The 1,444-nt window shown below is 39.6% G+C and carries 1 protein-coding gene; it reads right to left on the bottom strand.

From position 1 onward, the window contains the following. Positions 1-35 precede the first annotated feature (35 nt). Positions 36-1,298, bottom strand: a complete 1,263-nt coding sequence (locus tag KSO91_RS17240) for an IS110 family RNA-guided transposase (protein ID WP_238744253.1) — start codon at positions 1,296-1,298, stop codon at positions 36-38. Positions 1,299-1,444 lie beyond the last annotated feature (146 nt).

Raw genomic sequence — 1,444 nt, 5'->3', positions numbered from 1 at the left:
TAACAACACGCCCTGAGGTGGACCGCAAGTAAAAATTAGCTAGTTATTGCAAATTTTAACAGCGGTGAGCCTCTTCGTTTCAGTGCTTCTAAATATTTTGACTCATCGTACGGTGTGTTGGTTTTCCAGCATCGAAAAACTATCCTAATCCACTTAAAAGCCAGCGATCTTATGATGCTGTTATGTGGTTTTCCTTTGCTTTTTTGTTGTTCATAATAAGCTTTTGCCCAGAATGAATAACGTATCGAAAAGCCTGCCCATTCAACAAATGTTTGTCTTAAAAATGTCGGGCAACTATAACGCCAATGTGTCCACATTTTCTTACCACTACGTTCGATCACTGGGGCAATGCCTGCATATTTTTGTAGTTCAGAAGCATCATAGTAGCGATCTCTATTACAGCCAAATGCAACCAACAAGCGTGGTGCAAGTTGTGGCCCAGCGCCAGGTAAACTATCAAAAATCACTTTATCGCGTTGTGTTTTGTAGGCTGACTTTATTGCTTTATCGAGCTGTTCAATACCCTTTAGTAACACTTTAAACTGTGCGATGAGCACCTCTACTAACATTTGGTTAGGCTCTATCACACCTTTGTCCTCAGTTAACGGCATCGCATTTTTGATACTGATAATCCGCGCATTATTAATATCTGAATAATGTGAGTTATGGTTATTGAAAAAGTCTAATAATGTTTGTTTTCTGGCTTTTTTTACCTTGGCAAGTGAAGGCCATTTTTGAATAAAATCACAAAATATCATGGTGTCTTTTTCTCCAAACCATTCAAGCACTTGCGGGTAGTAATTCTTTAATGTTGCTGTGAATTTATTGGATAAATCCACGCTGTCTTGCACTAAACTACGGCGATACTCAACCAGTTGTGACAGTGATCGTATCGCTACTGATTCTGGCTCAATCACGGTTAGTTTATTCATGTGCAGAGCAAGTATTTCAACTTGTATAAATGCATCAGATGGATCATCTTTGGCCCCACTTGGGGTAAAAGCCTCGCGGTATTTAGCGACCGTTGAGGGATTCGCTGTAAATAAAGTGAGATGATCGTATTTGGCTAACGCATAAATGAGAGGGCCTTTTTTAAGTTCACAGACAATCGCAATTTTCTGATTTGGATAGCGCTGTTTAAGGCTCATTGCCCATTCATGTAGTGCTTCGGGTTTATGCTTAATAATGGAATAGTGGTATTTTTCTGAGTGAGTCGGGTGCTCACAAATGTCGTGTTTTTTATCAGCCCAATCAATACCGATTAAAACAGCAAAATTATCAACATTATATCCTTTCATTTTGAAGCTCCTCCGCGTAAAGTTAACGATGGAATGTGCTTAAAGCTCGTTTCTCGCAGGTCTTATAGATAGTCGTGGTTGTCAATCCCTGAGTATGCGTTTTGAAGCGAGTTGTTCTGTTGGCTCGAACGTCTTGTTAGAAACAT

It is taken from the genome of Psychromonas antarctica (genome assembly GCF_022267535.1).
Taxonomy (GTDB): domain Bacteria; phylum Pseudomonadota; class Gammaproteobacteria; order Enterobacterales; family Psychromonadaceae; genus Psychromonas; species Psychromonas antarctica.
This window is presented reverse-complemented; position numbering and strand designations above follow the sequence as displayed.

Bases quoted from the DNA above. Each gene is read 5' to 3' on its own strand.
- KSO91_RS17240 (WP_238744253.1), bottom strand. From the start codon at position 1,298: ATGAAAGGATATAATGTTGATAATTTTGCTGTTTTAATCGGTATTGAT.